The 18,144-nt window shown below is 55.5% G+C and carries 12 protein-coding genes and 1 pseudogene; 2 read left to right on the top strand and 11 right to left on the bottom strand.

From position 1 onward, the window contains the following. Window positions 1-436, top strand: a pseudogene (gene istB, locus FHL16_RS24570) (IS21-like element ISPst3 family helper ATPase IstB); the annotation flags it as partial. A gap of 171 nt (window positions 437-607) precedes the next feature. Here istB and FHL16_RS24565 read toward each other — a convergent pair. From FHL16_RS24565 to FHL16_RS24555, 3 genes are read right to left on the bottom strand one after another with little or no spacing between them, the layout of a single operon-like run. Beyond that, the gene (locus tag FHL16_RS24565; protein ID WP_077749540.1) at window positions 608-1,588 is read right to left on the bottom strand and encodes a DUF7146 domain-containing protein; all 981 of its coding nucleotides are present in this window, start codon (window positions 1,586-1,588) and stop codon (window positions 608-610) included. Window positions 1,589-1,642: 54 nt separating this feature from the next. Beyond that, entirely contained in the window at window positions 1,643-2,269 is a 627-nt protein-coding gene (locus FHL16_RS24560) for a hypothetical protein (RefSeq protein WP_069900560.1), read from the bottom strand. Continuing rightward, on the bottom strand, window positions 2,269-2,586 hold the full coding sequence (locus FHL16_RS24555; protein ID WP_077749539.1) for a hypothetical protein: 318 nt from the start codon (window positions 2,584-2,586) through the stop codon (window positions 2,269-2,271). Before FHL16_RS24555 ends, FHL16_RS24560 begins: the two co-directional genes overlap by 1 nt. A gap of 399 nt (window positions 2,587-2,985) precedes the next feature. Here FHL16_RS24555 and FHL16_RS24550 point away from each other — a divergent pair, with 399 nt between their 5' ends. Then, the gene (locus tag FHL16_RS24550; RefSeq protein ID WP_069900562.1) at window positions 2,986-3,639 is read left to right on the top strand and encodes an AcaB family transcriptional regulator; all 654 of its coding nucleotides are present in this window, start codon (window positions 2,986-2,988) and stop codon (window positions 3,637-3,639) included. Between the two features lie 331 nt (window positions 3,640-3,970). On the opposite strand, the gene FHL16_RS24545 is transcribed toward FHL16_RS24550, so the two are convergent. The 8 genes from FHL16_RS24545 to FHL16_RS24510 form a co-directional block, all read right to left on the bottom strand. Then, window positions 3,971-4,699, bottom strand: coding sequence for a nuclease-related domain-containing protein (locus FHL16_RS24545; protein WP_077749538.1), 729 nt, complete (start codon window positions 4,697-4,699; stop codon window positions 3,971-3,973). A gap of 39 nt (window positions 4,700-4,738) precedes the next feature. Then, entirely contained in the window at window positions 4,739-5,782 is a 1,044-nt protein-coding gene (locus FHL16_RS24540) for a TraU family protein (protein WP_077749537.1), read from the bottom strand. Continuing rightward, on the bottom strand, window positions 5,769-7,016 hold the full coding sequence (locus FHL16_RS24535) for a TrbC family F-type conjugative pilus assembly protein (protein WP_077749536.1): 1,248 nt from the start codon (window positions 7,014-7,016) through the stop codon (window positions 5,769-5,771). Before FHL16_RS24535 ends, FHL16_RS24540 begins: the two co-directional genes overlap by 14 nt. Continuing rightward, window positions 7,010-7,582, bottom strand: coding sequence for a S26 family signal peptidase (locus tag FHL16_RS24530; protein ID WP_077749535.1), 573 nt, complete (start codon window positions 7,580-7,582; stop codon window positions 7,010-7,012). The genes FHL16_RS24535 and FHL16_RS24530 overlap by 7 nt, the downstream gene beginning before the upstream one ends. Continuing rightward, the gene (traC, locus tag FHL16_RS24525) at window positions 7,582-10,008 is read right to left on the bottom strand and encodes a type IV secretion system protein TraC (RefSeq protein WP_446730764.1); all 2,427 of its coding nucleotides are present in this window, start codon (window positions 10,006-10,008) and stop codon (window positions 7,582-7,584) included. The genes FHL16_RS24530 and traC overlap by 1 nt, the downstream gene beginning before the upstream one ends. Before the next feature lie 52 nt (window positions 10,009-10,060). Then, complete coding sequence (locus FHL16_RS24520; protein WP_077749534.1) at window positions 10,061-10,798, bottom strand: DsbC family protein; 738 nt, start codon at window positions 10,796-10,798, stop codon at window positions 10,061-10,063. 108 nt (window positions 10,799-10,906) lie between these two features. Next, window positions 10,907-11,254, bottom strand: a complete 348-nt coding sequence (gene traA, locus FHL16_RS24515) for a TraA family conjugative transfer protein (RefSeq protein WP_077749533.1) — start codon at window positions 11,252-11,254, stop codon at window positions 10,907-10,909. A 138-nt stretch (window positions 11,255-11,392) separates the two neighbouring features. Beyond that, window positions 11,393-17,998, bottom strand: a complete 6,606-nt coding sequence (locus FHL16_RS24510) for a tandem-95 repeat protein (protein ID WP_077749532.1) — start codon at window positions 17,996-17,998, stop codon at window positions 11,393-11,395. Window positions 17,999-18,144: the final 146 nt, after the last annotated feature.

Below are 18,144 nucleotides of genomic sequence, written 5' to 3'. Positions count from 1 at the left end.
GCACGGTAAGCGCGTGCGCTTCTACTCCACGGTCGATCTGGTCAATCTGCTGGAGCGCGAAAAGCACGACGGCAAAGCCGGGCGGATCGCCCAAGCTCTGCTGCGCATGGATCTGGTCATCCTCGACGAACTGGGTTATCTGCCCTTCAGCCAGGCCGGCGGTGCGTTGCTGTTTCACCTGCTATCCAAGCTGTACGAACACACCAGCGTGGTGATCACCACCAACCTGAGCTTCGCCGAATGGTCGAGCGTGTTCGGCGACGCCAAGATGACCACCGCCCTGCTGGATCGGCTGACCCACCACTGCCACATCGTCGAAACCGGTAACGAGTCCTATCGCCTGCAACACAGTAGCTTGGCGGCCCAGGCCAAGATCAAATCACGGGAGCGAAAGCGTAAGGGCGGCCAGGAACCGGAGGACGATGAGCCGTTCTGATTTCATGGCGACGACGGCCTGCTACATGGCTGCGTGTGGCAGGTCTTAAACAACTGAACTGGGCTAGCGAAGGAGTGGGGGCAACAGCAGCTGCGCTGGTAGACTTATCCACAGTTGCTGGTAACAAAATCAGCAATCCGCCCTGGGTCAAATTTCAATCGGCAGGGTGGGTCAATTTTCCATCAGCGCCAACACCATAGCCCAGAGGCGTTGTTTCAGGTTCTTTGCAGCTTCTTGGCCCCTGCCTTTGCTATCGAGGTCAGCCCAGATTCGGACTGCCTTTACAGCGGGCGGCGGACAGAAGTTTTCGAGATAGTAGGCATTGACCAGCGGCCAGACCGGGAGGCCCATCGCTGTTTCAATCGCCAACGCTGTTTCCAGCCCTTCGCAGACATCCACCACTTCTCCCGGTTGGGAGGTCCGAATACCGCCACCAACCACGGAGCGGTCGGACGGAATGGGGAACATCATCTTGGAGCTTTCAAGCGGCGCTTTCTCACCTTTTGCAGTCAGAAAGATCCGATGCAACACAACCGCTGCGCCTTCCATATCGGAAATGATGGCGACAATGGCTGGGAAGTCGGCTCTTCCCTTCTCGACCTTTGCGGACAAGGCGGGATGGAATCTAACTGTTGCTTCCAGGCCTGGACGATCCCAGGCGAGGATTCCTCTTGAACGCAGGTAGAGCCGAGCTGGCTCTGCGCTTGGATGAGTCAAGGGTACAGACCCTTTCCATACCTTGCGCATCGTCTCTCGAAGCCACTCATTGCTGGGTTGCTTGTTCTCCTGCTTCACCTGGCGAGGGACAACCTGCCGGGCTTTTCCTGCAATGCTGTCACGGCCTTCTGGGTCTTTTACACCAAGCAGAGTGCCAACTTCCTGGAGTGCTTCGTGGAAGCGCCAGTTGCGCACCCAGGTGAGGAGAGCCAGACCATCAGGCTTGAAACCGCAGGTTTGACATACCCCACCGCCAGTTGTGCCGGCTGTTTTACGGAAGACCCGAAACCCATCCAGCCCACCATGCACAGGGCATGGGAAGGCTTTACCAGGTTTGCGTTGAGCTTCTACTAGCTCCGGGGCCAGTTTTTCGTAGATGCCAAGCCACCGGCCCTTGGCTTCTTCGAGCACATCGCTTTTGTTCGGCGCGTACATAAGTCACCTCAGTGTCACGGTTAATGAAAAGCGCCCCGTAGGGCGCTGGCTTGGTTATTGGTTCACCCGGATATCCCAGGAGTTGCGGTAGGTATCCACCCAGTCATCCTGGAGTACACCATCCACGTTCACTTGCTTGAGAACCTTGATGGGCGTTTTGCCCTGGAACTCGACAGTGATCGTTTGACCTTTCTGGGCACCGCTACGACGCAATGCTGCGCCCAGTTCGATACCCCAGATCAGGTGTTTGCCGATACGCAGAAAGAAAGATTTCCCGTTCTTCCTGTTGAATCGGTAGTGGTGATAGCCGGAGCCGGCGTAAACGCCAGTGACGGTTTTTCCTTTCTGTCCGTGGAAGGACAGTTCAGTTGCATCGCTTTGAGCTTCCTCAACCTGCTGATCCAGCTCCTCAATATTTGGGGAGCTGAAGTTATCGGCCTCTACCTCATTGAGAGGGATAAATTCCCCCTTGATGTTGGCGTCTGGCAGCTCATCAGGAATCAGTTGCTGAATGCCCTTGCGAGCAGAGGAGTTGAACAGACGGTTGATCTGAACAGGTTCCAGCTGCTGGCTTTCGTTTTTGATGACTTCCGGGAGCAGATGAACAAGCCGTGCAGAAAGCACGGCCAGGCCATCACGAGCGCGGAGATAGGTTGGAGTATCGAGATTGACGGTAACCATCACAGACACTCCTCACGGCGACTGTAGGCCGGGAACTGGAAGTTCTCGTAGTCGACGCGATCACACCAGGTTGCTTTGACACAGCCCTCGGTGATTTTTACAGCCTGTACGGCAGTTGCTTGTGGGAGTTGACGCTTGAACCAGCCGGTCAGCTGTGATACGTACTCGGGGAGGTAGAGTATTGCGCAGGCTACAGCTACACAGAGCATGTAGGGCATGGTGGCTTTGATGAACTGAGGGAAGTAAATCCCACAGAGCAGAGCAACCAACATCCCCCAGCTGAACAGCACTTTTGCTTTGAGGCTTTTCGCGGCCATTTTCGTTCTCCATCAATTTTTAATGACGGAGAACCCCCAAACGGGAGTAGCCCCGTCAGGGTTTTTGACAAACAAAAAGGAGGCGCGAAGCCTCCTTTGTTATTGATGCTCTGCTAGCGCAGGCATGGTGTGGTTGATGTGCTCAACCGAGCATTGCCTAACTGCATACACAGTTATGGCGACCAGTATCAGCACATGCTGACACGAGGTTACTTGTTTGCCCCAAGGGGCTTGATCGGCGTACCGATGAATGAAGCCATTTTGCGTAGGGCTTTGCAGCCCGTCAACCGGCAACAACACGACCTCGTTAATCTGGATGGATACCGCCCGAATAAGCGCCCAAAGACAGGCCGGGCTTTGTTGCAATGCCTTCTGCCACCAACCACAGGAGCAGGCATCATGGCCGAGAAGCAACCAACCCCCCGCAAGTTTAAATACTCCACCCCGTCGCTCGCCGGCACCTTGACCCTCAACACCGAGCAGGCCAAGCGATTCGGCGGCAACATCTTCGACAACCTGACCACCAGCCTGTTCATCATCGACGTGATGGCTCGCAAGCTGGCGAAGAACAACAAGGCCTTTAACCACAAAGCGGTGGCCTCAGCGGTTACCACTCTGATCGACAACATGCAGGCTGAAATCAGCGGTGAGATTCAGCGCATGGAGCACTTCATGAAGGCCGAGAAGATCGGCTCGGAAGTGACCTACAGCAACCCGCTGGTTCGCCAGTTCCGCATCACCAGCCCAGAGATCATGCGTGTTTCCACGCTGCTGAATGACTTTGACCGGCTGATTGTCCTGATCGATACCGCTTGGTTGCACGGAAAGCTCGATAGCGCAGAGGCTGACGAGTTCCGCGACCGCAAGGTGAAAGCCGTTGGCAAGTGCCTCAAGAGCCTGATCAGCAATGGCATGGCAGCTCGTGAAAAAGCCTACGCATCGAGCGAGGCGGCTGAAGTTCAGCAGGAGATCGCGAAGGTTGAGGCAGAGGTCGCCGCCGAGGCGCAGGCTCGCGAAGTGACTGAGCAAGCCGAGTCGGCCGACGCCGCCTAATCATCACTCAGCAACAACGCCCCTACTTTAGGGGCGTTCGTTTATCTGGAGGTTGCCGTGAGTACAACGAACACAGCAAGGAAACCTAGTCAAGTGAGAGTTCCAGCGGCCTCGACACCAGGTAGAAATCGCGATGGCTCTCAGGCCGCGACTGGCATGCTGATGATGGATCTTCCTCCGCTTGAAGTAGGGCTGAGAGCTATGCAGAGAGGGCAGCAACTTCAGCGTGGTTTGGAAAAGTCAGACGAGGGTTTTTTCCCTCATGATCTAGACGACATAGATTTGCCGAGTAGCTACCAAATGAAACGCCCCTTTTGGGGCGTTCAGGAGGTCATTTGCGTTGTGGTGTCGTTTGTGGTCGGCATCCCTCTCGGGATATGGCTGGGTCACTGGATCTACGCCCTGCCGGGCTGATGGCCTCGTGCTTTTTTCTCAGCCGCTCCACATGGCGTTGAGCGGCAAAATACCCCCCCTTGATTCGCTTGCGTTCAAGAGCACTACAGATCGAGCCAACATGGCCACGGCTAAACACCGGGGCTCGATGGCTCTGAATCTTGCGCACAGCCCCCCAGATTCCATACACCCTCTCCGGCAGCCCCCCATCGAAGGTGGCTGTGCCAGCCATCACGGCATAGCTATGGATCTTCTGCCCATGTACGCCCAGCAAGCGGCCTATTGATCGAACGTGGGCGTGGTTCTGGAATAGCGGGTTGCGAATGCTGTACTTGCGGCGGCCTACTATTTGAAGCCAGGTTTCGGGCTTTAAGGGGTCAACGACAATCCGGCCCTTGAAACACTTGGTTTCCAGCACCCAAATTCCATATCGGCTGACGACTATATGATCGACTTGCGTCGACTCGTCGCTGTGCTGCCCGCGATAGATCGCGTTGGCAAAGACCCGATACTCGCCACTCAAGCAGAGGCGAAGCATGAAGTTGACCTTGTACTCGCCCCACCATCCCCTGTAGTACGGAAACTCAAGCAGTCTGGTGTGAGCTATAGCTGCCAGCACGAACATGGCGATTACGGCTGGCGTGTATGTCCAAAGGAATTCGGTCATAAAGCGAAGCCGCCTCTCGGCGGCTCTCCATTGGTAGGGTTAGAGCTTTGAGCAGCAATCTGTCCAGCGCCAGATCATGTACATGGCGTCATTTCCGGTGCCGGGAATGTGTCGACCTGGCCCGCCTTCCCAAGTCTGCGGTGGTTCTCCGAACCACATACCCCGCTGAGTCTGGCTTTTAGGCCAGAACTGCGTGAGCTTGTATTGGCTCTTTGGGATAGATGGGTAGATAGATGCGCGGCACAGGTTCTCGTCCCCCATCGTCCTGCGAGCCAATCCTCGGCGATGCTGCTGAGATAGAAGCCTGGCAGTGATCAGCCCGGTTGTTCGATTGAAGTCCTGGCTGCGCGTATGGCCTGCGAGCGGGTAGATGCTCCCCCAGGTTCCAGTACACCACCATAGCGATTCAAGCGGCTCTTTCCGTGCAGTCACCAGGGCGGACTCAGCAGCGCATGCCAGGTGAGCCGCAGGGTTTGCTACAGCGGCAGACTCGGGATGCTGGAAGAACGCCAATCCTGGATTGTTCCAGGTAGGGTCAATCTCGGTGAACATGATGATGTCCAAATCGAGGTATCCGTCCGGGTTGCACTTAGTCGGCGTGTAGAGATCGAGGATCTGCAGCAACGGAAACGCATAGAGATGGGTGTGGTAAAACGAACCGTCATGCTGGCCCGTCAGCGAGTGGTTGTCCTGGTTCAATCGGCCGTAGCTGCGCTTGCTGCCCATAGGCAGAGTTACACCACCCAAGGTCGGTGAACAGCCAGGTTTTTTGACTGTTTCAACTATTCGCGCCGGCTCCCACATCGCTGTGACTATGCCCGGCTTGTAGATGCCAGACGAACCTTCCTCGCAGATGCAGTACGTCTTCTTGCTGGCCTTGGCCGGTGCAGAACCGGGAGTAATCTGGACACCAGCAACTCGAATGGGGAACAGGCATGTCCAGCAAATATCAGTGAATAGTTTCGGGCCTAGTAGACCTGAGTCCTCGCAAAGGGGGTCGGCGGCGAGCGCCCTTCCTGGTTGGGTCAGCAGCCCGCACAGCACAGCCCCGCAAAGCATCAGCAGAACATTACGGATTCGCATGGGCAACCTCCTGCACGCTAGCCTCGGTGTGCTCGGTAACGATGAAGTGAGTGTCGTCTGCCGTTACCACTGAGGGAACACGCTCAATGCCAAAGCGCGACGCCATGTCCGGTTGAAGCAAGAACAGAGGAGCGTCCATCGAGTCCTGAGTGGCGTTGAACAGTTCCCAACCAGAGGTGCTGGGTATCTGGGTTGCCATGATGGATACCGTCACTCCCAGCGGCGCAGAAGCCTTCTCGCGCTTGGCCAGATCTACCTGCCAAGCTTTGGTAGGGTCGATCACCACGAGCTTCTGGTCGAAACGTCGCATGGCCAGGGGATTTATTCTGCCGGCAGGAGTCACGACCTTGCCTTCACTGTCCAGGATGTCCTGCGGGATGAGAACAGAAGCGTCCACGCGGCGACGGGCTGGCTCGGTAGCAGCGGGCAGGTAATGGCCGGTATGCACGTCCCAGAAGCGGCTGATGGCCCGCTTCTTCATGGCGTCATAGTCCAGTTCTTCCAGGCGCTGCTGGGCTACGGTCATCAAGTCTGGCTCGGAGATATCGACGGGCTGACCGATGATGCCAAGGTCGCCTTTCTTCCCCTCGGCAATCGCGTCTTGAAGATACTCGACGGAGCTGATCCCGGTGACCTTGGCCACGAGCTTGTCCTCGGGGGTTTCTATTGCCACGGCCGGCACCAGGCTGATGCCATGCCGCTGAAACGCCAGCGGATCGAGCAGCACGCTCACCGTGCTTTGCGTTTCCTGAGTCATTCGGTGCATGCGGGTGACGGCATCAGCCATCGATACACCATTCGGGATGCCTCGAAAGACAATACCCGTCGCTGCCTGGCCATCGTATAGGCTCATCAGATCCATGATCGCCTGGTCGCCCATCGAGAACGACACGAAGATGAGGGTGCGGTGGCCATCTCCCAGCGGATGTTTTTTCTCTGGCTTGGTCTGCTGGGCTTCTCCAACCTGATCAGCCTTGGGCTGGTCGGCTTCCATTCGGCGCTGGGCCTCCTGGACAACAATGTTTTCAGCGAGGGACTTAACCCAGGTCATGTCCTCGGTCTGCTGCAGGGCATCAGTTGCCGCCCTGCCCTGCAAGCTGATTTGCTTGGCCTGCTCCAGTACCTCGGGTGCAATTGAGTCGATATCGAGCTTCTTGATACCCAGTTCTTGCTGAGCCATAGCCGGTAATGCCAAAGCCAGCGCAAGGGCGCTGGCGAGTGCTGTTTTCACCATATCGGGTATGCCTTCCCCATGATCTGTTCGTAGCCTGCAGAGCCCCAGTAGCGGGAATCGAAGGAGTCCGCTGTCTCGCCGAAGAACCAGAAACGGTCAGGAGCAATGGTCGTGTCCCGGACGTATCGGGCTGGATCAATGCCCTGCTGAGCGGCCACATCGAGCCCGTGGGCAACGACTTGGTTGTTGATGCGTGTTTCGCTCAGTCCGACAGCGACGGAATCACCTGGCATTCCCTTTAGCACTTTCACCACCGTGGTGCCGTCGACGAAAAGGGGTGAAAGCCCCTTGGACTTGAATGCGAAAATATCCCCTCGAACCGGCTCTCGATCAGTCTTGTCGATGACCCATACCCGGTAAGGAGGAAGACACAGGCTTTCTTGTGTGGCGATGGCAAGGGAGAACCGGCTGGTTAGCGCGACAACCGAACCGGCAACAACTGCGGACAGAACCGCCGCCGTCACCAGGAACTTGGCCGTCAGCCGGCGAGGAGCCCGTTGGCGGGTCACCTCAGCCTCGGCTCTGGCTATCGCGCTCTGGATGGAGAGCGGATTGCGCAGAGCCATTAAGCAGCCCCCTCCATCGACGAGTGATCGTGGACTACGCCACGATCCTTGAGCACTTGAAGGATGGCCTTCTCCTGCGGCATGCCCAGGACTGTGTAGTTGCGGATAGCCTGCACGTCTTCAGGTGCGGTCGAGTAGAGCAGCATGGAATACGGGTCTACGGTCAGGCGCGCAATGCCGGTACCGCGTGGCGTCATCATGAAGATTTCGGAGTAGTGCCCTTTGTAGGAGCGAACAGTCTTCAGGATGCGGTAGCCCCCCTCGCCCAGCGGCAGACGTTTGTTCTCCTGGATGGCGTTGATAGCCTCTGGCTTCTGGCCCAGCAGCAGGGTGAAGGCCGAGTTTTCGGCGATGGCCTGGCCCACGCGGTTGGTATAGAGGTCGTTGACGCCCTGAGTAATCACGATGGCTGCACCGCCGTACTTACGGAAGCGCCGGTAGCCGTGCTCAATGAATTCACCCACGTTGCCCTGAGCCAGCAGCGACCAGGCTTCGTCGATGATTACGATTTTCGGGCGGTCACGCTCCCCGAGGTACATATCCTGCTGAATCTGGTAGATCAGCTGCAGGAGCACAACCTGTTGCAGGTGCTGGCGACCTTTCAGCTCTTCGAGTTCCAGCACGGTGAAGGGGTTTTTGAAGTTCAGGTTGTTCTTACCGTTGAAGAACCGGCCATATTGACCCTTGGAGGTGAAGGCGAACAGCTGATGGCCAATGTCCTGTACGCGCTGGTCCCCGTCACCGAGCAACGACGATGCAATGTCGTCGACGATCATCGACTTGCCCTTTTCCTCCCAGACGGTTGTCAGGTGTTTTTTCAGGCCGGCAGTCTGGAAGTCGTCCAGCGGCACAGTCGGTGCAGCCATTGCGGATAGCAGACCGACCAGTACGTCTTCCTCCTCGCTGTAGTCCTGAATCAACTCGAACGGGTTTAAACAGATTTGGGACTGCTGGTCGAAGCGTGCAAAGTCGCCGTTGTAGGCCTCGCACAGCTTCAGGTAAGACAGCCCCACGTCGATTACCCAGCACTTCGCCCCGATGCTCAGGTAAGAGCTAATCAGGTAGTTGGTCAGGAAGGACTTACCGGAGCCGGACTGAGCAGCGATGGTGCAGTTGTAGTTCGTGTCCGAATCGTAGAGGTGCAGGCTGATCGGCTGGCCGTTGCGGGAGATGAACGGCGCAACATGCGTACCCGTGCCCTTCCAATCGCCATAGATCGGCAAGATCGGTAGGGCTTGAGTCAGGCTCATAGTCTTGTAGCGGAACAGCTCCTTGATTACGTCCGGATCGGTACACATCGGAAGCGCGTTGATGAACACCGGCAGCACGACGAACTTGTCCTCCATGAAGGTGAAGGACAGGGTGCTGAAGTGAGACTTGGCGTTGGACGCGGCCTGAATCAGATCCTCCTTGGATTGGCCGAAAATCACCAAGGTCATGTTGGCCTGAATGTTAGGCAACCCCTTGTCCAGATCCTCGAACAAAATGTCGTAGTTCTCCTTGCGCTTGCGCAGGATGGGCACGAAATGGACCATCGGGCCAAAGCTCTGGTTTATCGCCCACTGCCGGGCCTTCGACAGCTTGTCTTTGCGTTCGAGCTGAGGCGGGAAATAGAGCGTCATGCTGATGATGCAGTTGCCACGAATACCGCCACGCTGGGAGAGGATATCCGCCAGGTACTGACTGGCGTCGCCTTGCCACATGACATCCGGAAAACGCTTCACCGAAAGGGTTTTGGCATAGCAGTCTTCGCCGATACGAATGTGGTCTTTTTCCACATCGAGACTTCGGTTGAAATCGAGGATCTGCTCATTGAGTGGCTTATCGGTTTCCGCCTTCATGTAGGGGTCTTCGCGCCACGATGCTGACGGGCCTTGGTTGAGGACCGAGGAGAAAATTTCTTTGTAGCTGTCGTTGGTCATCGGCACCGGGCCGAGGTTGCAGCTTTCCAGGGATGTCTTCAGCCCATCTGCCAGCTCGCGTGCTCGGGCAGCTTCACTATCGGTGGGCAGGTAATCTTTGATAGGAAGCGTCACCGAAATGACGAGATTTTGCTCACGGATTTTGACGCCGGAGATCGAGTCCACCGGCCGCAAGGTACGCTCGCTAAAGTATTCGGCGCGTGCTTCGGTTACCCGGTTCAGTAGGGCTTGGGTTTCGGGGCTGGCTTCTGAGCGACCGGACTCATTGAATGCTTTGCGCAGGCGAGTGAAGCCCGTCTTCATATGGTTGATGTTTTCGGTGCAGATCAGGCTGAACTGGATGATCGTTTTCTCTGGCCAGTCAACGGTCAGGCCTGCTTTGAGGCGTGCGCCCTCGTCGCCGGACGATCCTGAAAGCGGAGAGCAGACGAAGGCAAATCCAATCCGGTTCCCTTCGAGCTGGAACAGGTGTTTGTCGGGGTCATATGCCAGGCCATTGATCATCTTGGAAAGCCGGGGGATGTTGGCCAGAAGGTTTGAGAGCATGGTTGACCTCTTAACGGTTACGGTTCTGTTCGATCCAGGCACGCAGGCCCTGGTCTGGCTTGCCCTGGCGGGTCAGGCCGTCATCACGGATTAGGAAAGGGACGTTGCGGGCACCAAGGAACTGCGCGGTCAGTCGGCGCTTGCCGACAATCTCCATCGAGCAGTCACGCTCATCTTTTTGCGCGAGTGGGGTTTTCATGTCCCCGGTTACCGCAACCTTCCAGGCCTCTGCTTGATCCTTGGCGCAGTGGATCTCGCGGGTACGGGTCATGCTTTGTGGACCAAGAATCGGCAGCATGAGCACGTCCAAGCGATAGCCTTCCGGCAACGATTGGCGGGCCTCATCCATGATTTCCTTGCAGAAGGAGCAGGCCGGGTCAGAGAACATCGTGATGGCCTTGTCACCCGTGCCAATGCTGATAGGTGCAAGGTCTTCAAAACCGAGGTCGGTCTTGTCTACGGGTACATAGTTGGCCGCAAATCGAGCATCCTCAATTGTGGTCAGCTCTTTCTGCTGCCACACGTCATAGACGGTGCCTTGAATGATGAATCGGCCGGTATCGCTGATGATCGCGAACTTCCCGTTCTTATTGATTGCCAGCATCGCCGATGCAGGCAACATCACTACGTCCTTGTTTTCGTAGATCGTAGGTTGTTGCAGGGACGCTTTAGGATCGGCGGCGTGCGATGCGGAAATGAAATGACTGCAGAGGACAGCGGCGAACAGCAGAGTGTGTTTGAAGGTCATGGGACGGCCTCTATGAATGATGCCGTCAGGGTAAAAGGCAGGACAAAAAAAAGGCCCCTTTATCTGGACGGTTTCCATCCAGATAGCGGGGCCTTTGAGGTGGTTGGCTTACATGCCCACAGGGATAGCCTGCATAGCATGTACCGCAGCAATGCCAGCCGGCACCGTGGCGGTCATGATTGACTCGATGACATCGGGGGAAGCGTAGAGGCCAACGCCACCGCCTACGCCGGTAACGAACGGCATCAGCGATTGGCGCAGTACGCCAGCACCGATACCAGTCAGCACCATCAGGCCGATCAGGATTCGGCCGAGGGTGCCCTGCATCCAGTCGGTCAGGGTGATCCACACCGAGTCAAAGGTATCGCCGCCAGTACCAGCCACTGCTGCACCGGCCAGGGTCATCAGGGCAACAGCCGCGATGAGTTTCAGGTTTTTCTCTTGGGCTTTGAGCATTTGTAACTCTCTCCGGAAAATACGCAGGGCCTGCGCTCCTGGGATATTTTCCACAGAGGACTGGGGCATATGTCTTGGAATTCGGGCGGTTTCGATCCAGATTAACAACTAGGGCCGCTTTCGCGGCCCTAACTGGTTCTACTGGTTGGCTACCGGCAGTGATTCAGCCCCGGAGTTGTCGACCCCAACCACTGTGATGATCGGCAACCCGTTGGGGTATCGCCACTTCGGTACAGAGATCGAGCTTGAACCAAGCCCCTGTTGAACACCATCGACAAACCACAGGTGGCGGTCCATTCGTCCATCCTGGTCGGTACAGGTCGCTTTAGCGAGCCACGATGAACTTCCCTCAATGACGTTGATCGCGCAGCTCGGCGGCTGGTTTTGCTCAACGCCGATATCCACCGTGCCGAATGCCGAGTAACCCATGCTCGTGGTGATATCGAGTCGCGCCGTATGCAGACCCGCGTTGAGCGTTGCTCTCCCGTAGTCGCCAGATGATGGCAACGAATCACCATTCATTGAGTATGTCCGTGTCTCAATCCTGTCTTTGGGGTGGCCACCGCTGATTGAAGGCCGCAGCAACACGCCAAGCGGCGCACGGTTGAACTCATTATCACCACTCCAGCTCAACTGAACCAACCAGGGAAGGGGCTCCAAGAACTCAAGTTCCTGCTCAATAAATGAGTAGTTCCCGCGACTGTCCGTGATGTGGACGCCGAACTGGAAATTACCGGGTTCGTTTATCTTCAGGATTCGGGTTGGCTCGTAGTCATCCTTGATAATGGCAACTTCATCGTAGGGCGGTATTTCCCACTCCATCTGCAGCCCTTCAAACTCCCGGAAGGTGCCCATAGAGCGAACCTGCATGGTCAGATCGGCCGGCGCATACCTAGCAGTCATCTTGTTCACGAACTGCCATTCTGGCCAATCGTATGACCAAAAGATGAGCCGGTACTCGGTCAAGCCCATACCGCCCTTGTCCTCGTATCCGTTAATCCAGGCTTTGAAGCCGATGGTGCGGCCTTCGTCCAAGAAGTCTTCGGTTGTCGGGGTGTACTTCACTTCCTTTAGGTTGGTCTCGGTGCCGTCTGGGAGAATGAAAAAGCCGTCCATTGTCAGATCCATTTTCGGATACGGCATCATCATGTTCGCGGTCCAGGTTGCCTCAGCACCAACTTCAGGACGGCGCGGCCCGATGATCTGCACTCGTGGCGGCCTAACCGGGCGGAAAGCCACCCCAGCGCGCAAGTTCTTGTATACCCGCTTGTCATCAGGGGAGTCGGCATACTTCAGTCGAGCCTGCAGGTAGACCCGAACAGATTTGTCGCGGGTCAACTGGTAGGTTTCTGAGCCAGCTGCCCAGGTTTTACCCCGGTCTTCAGACCACTCAATCACAAGGTTTGTGGTATCGAGTGCAGTGCCGTCGACGTTTGTCAGGGTGAAATTACCTGTGTCGTTGATGAATACGTTGGCCGGGCCCTTGATGCGCGCCTGAGGAATCAAAAAGGCGATGACTTCGATCTCTGGAGTCAGAGACTTGGCCCCGCTGTTGCGGTTTGTCATCTCCGCCCGTAGGAGGTAACGGCCCTTCTCGAAAACCTTGGTCAGGCGTTGTGGCATCTTGCCGGTGTTGTCGATCGTCTGCCAAGTTGCGCCCTCGTCCACGCTCATTTCCCATCTCACACCTCCAAGGTCGCGAGCTTCCAAGCGGGAGTCAGTCATTGCATAGAAGGTGCTGCGCAACGGAGCGGGACCAATCACTCGTAGAGCCTGCACATGCCCGAGCAGCGGATCGCCGTTGAGAATCGAAATGATCAATGGAGAAGGCGAGCTGCGGATCGACTCATACTCTGGTACCGGCGAACGAACACGGGCCTCCGCGTAAAGCCTGATTGCCTGGTTGGTCAGCGAACCTACTCCCAGGTCGAATCGCGCAATACCGCTACCATCTACAGGCTCCCAGTCAGACATCAACTCGCGCGTGCCGTTGGGCAGGATGCTGTACAGGCGCACATCCCAGTCACCCATGCTAGCAAGCGAGTACGGGTCTTCTGGATACCGTGTGTTCTTGATGGCCACTTCGACTGGCAGTAACTCGGTATCGAGCATGCTGCGCTCATCGTTGAGGATCATGGGCAGAATTGCCGCATCCGGTACTGCCAGCAACTCAACAACTTCGGCTGTCTTGTGGCTAGGCAGCTTGGTATAGCTCGCCTCGATCTCATAGGGAGTCTGACTCCACAGAGAAGCCTTCTTACCGTGGATTTGGCGGTTTATACGCTGTGTGCGGCCGTAGCTTGGCACCACCTGGTTTTCTGTCTCGACGCCATCAACCTCGACACGCACGCGAATATCTGAGGACAGGCCAACGACCGTCGCGTTCCCCACAAAGCCGCCTTCGGAGGAAACCGCGTAGAGCTTATCCCCGATCTGATTCGTGGTTGGCAGGTCTACTGTAATGAGCGGTGGCTCAACTACGTTGATCGTGTGCGCGCCGTGGCCAATGGAAACTTGCTCGCCGCTGGGGGTGAAGATCGATGCCTCCCAGTTGATAGTCTGCTCGCCTAGGGTGTCAATTCCGCCTGTAGTTTGCGGATAGTCCCAGTTACCGGCTTGCGTTAGGCCGCCAGGCAGATGTGTCCACTGAATAAGGCACACGGATTTATTCTGCCACTGGTTGGAAGCGTTTTTGGCCTTAGTTGGGTTGACGGTCAGTTCGCAAGCAGGCCCACCAGTATGCTTGACCAAGAGGCTCAGGTTCTCGACGCCCTGGTACGCTTCTGCAGGTGCCGGTTGCAGCCCGAATGTTAGCTGGCCTGCCAAGGGCTCGACATTCAGATCGCGGGTGAAACTCACCAGTTCGTGACGACCACCCTCCTCGTCAAAAACATAGACAGTTGCCTTTACCGGCTGTTGCCCAACAGACCTTGCAGAACCTTCCAAGCGCAGGGTCGCAGAATCACTGAGGTTCCGCCATTCATCAGGCGTCTGCGTCCACTGAATCCAGCAGGTTGGGTCGGTAAGAGTGTTCGACTGTCGTGCAGCGGATTCCCCGGTTTTGATCGAGCATGCCGAGTTAGTAGGTGAGAAGTTTACCTTGGTTCGTCCAGCCGCTTGCTTGATCGTCCAGTTGTCAGCTTCCAGACCGCCTTCAACAGCCCAGGCGTGGGCCTTAACTGAATAGACTGGGCCTAAGCGGTCTGAACGGCTCAGAAGGATCGTTGCCTCCCCATCAACCCCGACATCAAGGCCGCCGATAGCCGCTTCGATGACGGTCTCGCTATGAACGGATGGAACAAGTCGCATGCCCTGGCTCTGGGCTAGCTCGCGCGACTCAAGGCTGACGCCCACCACTGAGTCGGGCGTGACGTAGGCCACAAGGTCTTTGCCAAGAGCAGAGATCACTGGCTCATCAGTGAACTGGAGGGCGAAATTGCCCTGCGTAGTTTTCATCTGCTTGCGGACAGCTGGGAATGCGCTTGTCACCCCAGTCTCGATCACCTGCCGGCCATCAAAGAACTCAGAAGCAGGACGCACTTTCAGGGCGATAGTTTTCTCTGTGGCTTGTCCATCCTGATCGGTTGCTCGGAGCTTTACCGCTGTCTCGGTACTGCCGTCAGTCTTGAACGTCAGCTCATTACCGCTGATCGTGACATCGCCATGACCAGGTTGCGTTACTACATCGAGGTTGTGTGAGCCCCAGTTGTTTGGATCTACAACTGTAATCACAGCTGTGACGCCGATGCCTTCGTAGAAGGAAATGTCTCCAGGAATAATATCTGTCGGGGCAAAGTTGAATTTGTTCACTGTCACCAGCGCAGTGCCAACAACGCTTTCACCTTCGCCGTCTGTTGCGCGAATAGTGAAAGTATCCTCACCATGAAATTGTGCGGCCGGGGTGTAAATGAGTTTGCCATCAACGAGCGCTACGGTGCCGTTTGCAGGCTGCGACTCGATGCTGAAGGTGTGCAGATCCCCATAGGGGGTATCGACATCAGTCACCCAAGGTGCGGTTGGTTCGCTCGGTTGCCCTTCGTTTGCGCTAATAGTTGCGCCAGTGTGAGTAGGCACATCATTTACGGCGGTCACATTGATCGTGATAGTGCCTTCGTTCGACCACGCACCTTCGGTATCAATGACCTTGAACTTGATAACAGATGTTCCGTTGTAGTCCAGGGCTGGTGTGAATTCGACATTGGGTCCATTGATTTTCAGCGTGCCATTAGTGACTGAGCCAGAAACTACAAGCTGAAGTGAATCGTTGTCCTCAATATCAGTTCCAGGCCGGGATATTGTGATTGCTGTCTCTTCGGGAGTTGTAAGGTCAAAGTCAGCAGCTACCGGAACATCATTCACCGAAATTACAGTAATCGTCACGGTCATTGGAGCCGAGTAGGCACCCTTGGAGTCCTTTGCGCGATACGTCAGCGTGGTCATTCCATTCCAGTTGGCAACTGGGGTGAACGTCAAGGTGCTACCGCTGATCGACGCTGAGCCATGAGCAGCGTTCGGGGCTGTCACAATCTCCCAGGTGTGGCTGTCCCCTTCAAACGACAAATCCACGTCACTGACTGTCAACGTCAGGGTAGCCGTGATGTCCTCGTCTGTTGAGATGGTGCGGTTGCTTACTTCCGGAAGGTCGTTCACCGGGGTGACGGTGATACTCACTGTTACAGGTACCGACCATGCCCCGCTGCTGTCCTGAGCGCGGTAGGTAAGCGAAGTGCTGCCGTTCCAGTTAGCGGATGGTGTGAACGTCAAGGTGCTCCCGCTGATCGTGGCGGTGCCGTGGGCTGCGTTCGGTGCCGTGACAATCTGGAAGGTGCTTGGTGTTGGCGAGTCAATATCGGTGCCCGAGAGCGTCACAGTTCCGGCCGTGTCCTCAGGTGTTGAGAAAGCCTTGGTCTGGGCAATCGGGGAGTCGTTCACCGGCGCGACGTTGATAGTCACCAAAGCAGGTGCAGACCATACCCCCGCCGAATCCCGCACTCTGTAGGTCAGGCTGGTACTGCCATTCCAGTTCGCCGATGGCGTATAGGTCAACGAAGATCCAGTGATAACAGCCGTACCTTTATCAGGAGCGACCACTATTTCGTAGCTATGGGTATCGCCGTACGGGATGTCCGGATCAACCACAGCCAATGCAACAGAACCGGCTGTGTCTTCGTCGGTGCTGATCGTCTTCGTGACGGCAGTAGGCGCATCATTCACCGGGGTGTAGGTGACAGTCACGCTCGCCTCATTCGACTCGGCGGACTTCGAGTCTGTTGCCTTGAACTTGATTACAGCCGATCCACTCCAGTCAGGAGCCGGAGTGAAACTCATTGTTTTGCCAATGAAGGAAACTGTGCCAATTGTCGGGCTAAGAGGTGCCGTCAGGCTAAAACTATGGGTGTCGCCAACGTCAGCGTCAGTCACCACAACGGATGTAGAGCCGATTTGGTCCTCAACGCCGTTAATAACCCCATTACTAAGGACTGGAACCGAGTTTCTCGGCTTTTTCGGGACAATATTAATTGTCAGAACTTGCGGGCTCATCAGCTCGTAAATAGTGCCGCCACCATTTCCACCAAAATTTGCAGAGCGCCAGGCTTTCTTATAGGGGCGAATCTGCATTACGTCGCCAATTTTCAGACCTGGAACAGACACCCCAGTAGTAAAGTTATATGTTGCTACTGAACTAAGTTGTATCAAGGATGTGTGGTCTCGCAAATATGAGCACCCACCCACGTAAAAGGAGCCAGCCTGATAAGCGCCACCATTGATTGAAACAGCATACCCAATATCTAAGTATGGTTCATTCCACGCAACAATTGCTCCTGAAGTACAGGCCGCACCCCAAGGAGAAGTAAGCGAATGGATCATTTCAACACTTTCATCAATCGAGCCGTTGATGACGGTCTTACCAAAATCTTTACCAGTAAATGAAATGTGATGGTAGCTGTTATCTAATGAAGGTGGCGTAACCGTTACATACACATCGGCCGGAGTCGACTCGCCAAAGGCGTTAACTGCCGAGTATGTAAATTTATCCGCCCCATAAAATCCAGGAGCAGGCGTGTAATTAGCCGTTCCACCTGAGATGAATACCGTACCCTTCTCCGGTAAAGATTTAATTTTGTATGCGGTTGCGTTTGCGCTGGCCGGCATATACGACAGAGCAATAGCTTTTGTCGTGCCGTATGACGCTGTTTCAGTCTTTCCAATTGCTTCTGGAGGAATTGAATACGCAGCAGGGATAGTTAAGGTGAGCGAGTTTGATGTATTTGTAATAAGCTCAGCAAAACTTGCGTTATATTCATTGAAAACGATCGGGACAGTTTTGGTGGTCCCTGGATATGCATCGTAAGGGACTTTGAACTCAGCCTCCCATTCAGTTAATGCAGCACAAGGCGTTGCCAAGTCAAGAATCTTAAGATATGGGACGTTGTTATCATAATTGGCAGGCCGGTTAACCGGCCCCTGAGTTAGATCTGGGAACTGGAGCCGTAACAGTCCAGCAGGGTCGTACAAGCCCCCGACGACCTTAAGGCAGCCCGCTGTCTTCTTCGCGTATACCCCTTTCAACGTAACTACCTGGCCTGGATGGGCAGTCACGTTTGTACTGGAGGTGAGTGAGCCCGTCGCAATTGCTAAACCTGGCAATGCCATCGCCAGAACGGCCGCAGCAGTTTTAAAGATCAAGCTGCCGACCATCGACACGCATTTATGCTGAATTTTTCTGTAAGACATCGCTTGCATAGCAGCTCCACGACTAATGTAACGTAAGTAATAATCGTAAGGTTCTAAACTTCTCAACTAGAACTTCAAAAGAAACAAGCCGCATTTCTCCATCACGCAAACCAAGAAGCTGCCAATATATGGCAGCTTCGCATGCTAGACATTTG

Source organism: Pseudomonas sp. FSL W5-0299 (genome assembly GCF_005930655.1).
GTDB classification, from domain to species: Bacteria; Pseudomonadota; Gammaproteobacteria; order Pseudomonadales; family Pseudomonadaceae; genus Aquipseudomonas; species Aquipseudomonas mandelii.
The sequence above is the reverse complement of the archived record's forward strand: the minus strand, read 5'-3'. Positions and strand labels throughout refer to the sequence as shown.